Origin of the sequence: Mycobacterium simiae (assembly GCF_008370645.1) — a bacterium.
GTDB classification, from domain to species: Bacteria; Actinomycetota; Actinomycetes; order Mycobacteriales; family Mycobacteriaceae; genus Mycobacterium; species Mycobacterium simiae_A.
Map to the genome: position 1 here is coordinate 1 of NZ_VTZN01000284.1, position 4,043 is coordinate 4,043.

Below are 4,043 nucleotides of genomic sequence, written 5' to 3' on the forward strand. Positions count from 1 at the left end.
ACTAGTGCGTGAAATGAGAGCATCGTTCTGCCGCTTCAACCAGTCAATCTGGCTCACGGCCTTCCGAAGGGCTTTGGTTACCTTGGCGAGTTGGTCGTCCATCTCTCTCCGGAGTGTGTGGTTTCGGGCGGTTCGGTATTCGGGCTCACCACACCCAGCCGCCGGAGAGGGGCGATCTCTGAAGGCGACGACCGAGCACCGTCCTGGATGGCAGCTCTGGACAAGATTTGCGCGGGGTCGGATTCACCACGCCGCCCCGCGGCCGTGCTCGAGTTCGGGCCACCGAAATGGCGTTGCGCCGCAGCTGCGATCGCAATCGGCTGATGAAGTTCCGCTTGACCTGCCACTGAACGGCCTCTCAGGTGAAGTAGTTCGAACGCGCTCAGTAATCTGCCATGGGTACGAACGTGTCTTAGCTTCCGAGGCACTGTTGTGGCTGCGAATGGGGTTTCGGGTTTCGTTGTCAGCGCCCGCGCGTGAGTCAGCATCCGTGCGTAGCAAGTTAGTGCAGCAGACACCGCCGAACTATGGGCAAGCAGCCCTGTGCTTGCTGTGTCGGGACAGCAGAGCGCACATTGACACCAGCGAAACGCAAGACCCGTGGCAGGATGGGTCCGCTGCTTGTGATGCCCGGTTGTGTCCGCGCGAGTATAGGTGCGTCCGACTCAGGCGGCGAGGTCCGAGCTTGGCAATGCCTCGCCGCGGATGGCGAGAGTGCTAATGGCACATAGCGTTTCGTTCGGCCAAGGCCCGTGCCGAGCGGCTAGGCGCGGCCCCTCACCGGCGGTCGCGCGACCGTCTCGCCCGGCGTCGACGCCAGTCATCCCCCCGCCCCGGCATTGTGGCTGTGCACATTGCCGGGTCGCCGCAGGGTTGTCTAGATACTGTGCCCATGGTCCGACAACCTTGCCCCGGCTAACGTCATGGCCGCGCTGCTGCACTCAGTAAATACTCAAGCCACTGATTGATATGAGGAAACCCATCGCTCATGTCGGCCGAAAACATTTGGCCACCAGTCGATATTCCGAGAGTCGATGCTATTCCGCTTTCGAATCCCGTTTTCAAGGAGGCCAACATGACCGTTGATACCGCTCACACCCGCTTCTTCAGTGTTCCCAAGTTCGCGGTCGGCCATCATAACTCGCCAGACTGCGTCATATCAGGAAAACAATCGCGGAGCCGACACCACTTGTCTGAAGAAGAAATTCGGAAGCTCAGTCGTGATTTGCGCATGCTTATTGCGACCGATGGGACACTCACCAGAATTCTCAGCGTCGTCAAGGACGACGACGTCGATGTGCAGATTGTCAAACAGCGGATACAGCCGTGCGGTTCAGGAGCTGCTGTGCCAGCAGAGTCGTCGCACGGCCGGACCATGCAACGCAACGTGCTGCTCAAAGGCCGCCGTTCGGGTAAGCCGTTCGTGGCCGCGGAATCCTCGATCGCGATGGATCACCTGCCGCCTGCCATCGTGGCGAGTTTGATGAGGACGAATCGCCCAATCGGGGAGTTGCTGGTCGGCGGGTGCCTGGAAATCTTCAGGGACACCCCTGAAGTCTGGATGGGTGAGCAGCCCACGTGGGCCGCGGCCGCCTGGTGCCGAAATCTCGGGTCGAAAGCAGTCGGTCGCCGCTACCGCATGATCATCGGCGGCAGGCCGGTGGTCACCGTCGCCGAGTATTTTCCGCTGCACGTATTTCCCAATTAACGCGCATCGAATTGCACCGACGGTTTAGTCCGAATCCCACAGAAGAGGGATGACTTCGCATGGTCACAATCACAACGTAGGCCTGGTTAGAAATGGGCGACGGAAATCTGGCCCGGCTGCTCGCCGAGCGGGCAGTGCACTCGGGGTGGTATGACAGGCCTGCTTACTATGCGCCGCGTGTGGTCAGTCATGGTGAGGTCCACGAGGGCGCCGCACGCATCGGCCGTGTGCTTGGCGGGCGCGGCCTTGGCCGGGGCGACCGGGTGTTGTTGTGTCTGCCGGATTCAGTGGAGCTGGTGCAGGTCTTGCTGGCTTGCTTGGCGCGGGGCGTGTGGGCGTTCATCGCCAATCCGCAGCTGCGCCCCGAGGATCACGCGTATTGTCTGCGCGACAGTCATCCGGCGCTTGTTGTGACCACTGCAGCTTTGTGCGATCGGTTTCAGCGCTCGCTGGTGGTGGATGCTGCCGAGTTGCTGTTGGATGCCGCGCGGGCTGAGCCGGCGGATTACGCGCAGATCGATGGCGACGCTATTGCCTACGCCACGTATTCGTCGGGTACGACGGGGGCGCCCAGGGCTGCGCTGCACCGGCATTTTGATGTGTTGACGTTTGTCGACGCTATGTGTGGCGGCGCGTTGCGGCTTACTGCCGATGATGTGGGCCTTAGTAGCGCTCGCATGTATTTTGCCTACGGCTTGGGTAATTCGGTGTGGTTCCCGCTGGCCTCGGGTAGCTCCGCGGTGATCAACGAATCGACGATCAGTGCCGGACTCGCCGCGCAGCTGTGCGGGAAGTTCGAGGCGTCGGTGCTCTACGGTGTTCCCACCTTTTTTGCGCGAGTTATCGACTCATGTTCAGCTGACGCGTTTCGTTCGCTGCGCTGCGCGGTGTCAGCCGGTGAGGCACTCGACCTCCAACTCGCCACACGACTGTTCGAATTCTTCGGTGGTGTCCCGATTCTTGATGGTTTGGGTTCGACAGAGGTCGGACAAACCTTTGTGTCCAATCGCGTTGACGACTGGCGTCTTGGGACGGTGGGCAAGGTTCTTTCGCCCTATGAAATTCGCGTGCTGGCGCCGGATGGCATGGCTGCCGAACCTGGGATCGAAGGGGAGCTGTGGGTTCGGGGACCCTCGATCACGCCCGGTTACTGGAACCGGCCCGCAGAACTTGCGCTCGACGACGGGGGCTGGCTCAACACGCGCGACACCGTCTGTGTCGATGACGAGGGATGGATCACCTACCGCGGGCGCGCGGACGACGTGGAAAACATCGGCGGTGTCAACGTCAATCCGCGAGAGGTCGAGCGGCTGATAGTCGATGACGCTGCGGTGGATCAGGTTGCGGTTGTCGGTTTGCGAGAGCCCTGCGGCGCGTCGGTCCTGCAAGCCTTTGTGGTCCCTCATCGCGGCGCCACCTTGGATGACTCGGTGTTCCGCGACATCCATCAGCGGTTGCTCGACCAACTGTCGTCGTTCAAGGTTCCGCATCGGTTCGCCGTCGTCCAGCAACTTCCCCGAACGGCCACTGGCAAATTGCTGCGACCCGCGCTTCGCGCGCAGAGCCCGGCAGAACCGATCTGGCAGCTGCCGCCCGCCTCCATGGCGTCGGCAGCTGAGTCGGATCTGGAAAACGCTGCTTCGATGACGCTCACCGAGCGGCTGGCGGCCTTGCAGGAGGAACGCTATCGCCTGGTGGCCGACGCCGTCAGCTCCGAAACCGCCAAGATGCTGGGTCAGTCCGATCCGCTCTCGGTGAACCGTGATCGCGCCTTCACCGAACTCGGATTCGACTCGCAAATGACGGTCGAACTGCGCAACCGGTTGGCGGCCGCGACCGGTCTGCGGTTGCCCGACACGGTCGGCTGGGACTACGGCTCGGTGTCGGGGCTGGCCAAGTATTTGGAAGTCGAGCTATCCGGCGGGGATAGGCGAGTCAGCACCGCCCGGGCGGCGGTGGTCAACGAGCCGGTGGCCGTGATCGGCATGGCGTGCCGCTTTCCCGGCGGGATTGATTCGGCGCACGCCTTATGGGAGGTGGTCAGTACCGGGACCGACGTGATGGGTGACTTCCCCACTGATCGTGGCTGGAACTTGGCGGAGTTGTTTGATACCGATCCCGATGCGGTGGGTAAGACCTATGCCCGCCACGGCGCCTTTTTGACCAGCGCCGGCGACTTCGACGCGGAATTCTTCGGTATCTGCGCCCGCGAAGCCCAGGCCACCGATCCCCAGCAGCGGTTGCTGTTGGAGGTGTGCTGGGAGGCGCTGGAAACCGCCGGCATCGACCCAGCCGCTTTGGTCGGTTCCGACACCGGAGTGTTCGCCGGCACCTG

At 62.2% G+C, this 4,043-nt stretch carries 2 protein-coding genes; both read left to right on the forward strand.

Annotation, left to right across the window (positions count from 1 at the left end; translation table 11 throughout):
• Positions 1–1,231: 1,231 nt before the first annotated feature.
• On the forward strand, positions 1,232–1,708 hold the full coding sequence (locus F0Q45_RS24790) for a chorismate--pyruvate lyase family protein (RefSeq protein ID WP_188113145.1): 477 nt from the start codon (positions 1,232–1,234) through the stop codon (positions 1,706–1,708).
• 92 nt (positions 1,709–1,800) lie between these two features.
• Positions 1,801–4,043 (forward strand): AMP-binding protein (locus F0Q45_RS24795; RefSeq protein ID WP_149656409.1); only part of this gene is annotated, 2,243 nt, incomplete at its 3' end.

Coding starts and splice junctions, on each gene's coding strand:
- F0Q45_RS24790 (WP_188113145.1), top strand. CDS start 1,232: ATGCTTATTGCGACCGATGGGACACTCACCAGAATTCTCAGCGTCGTC.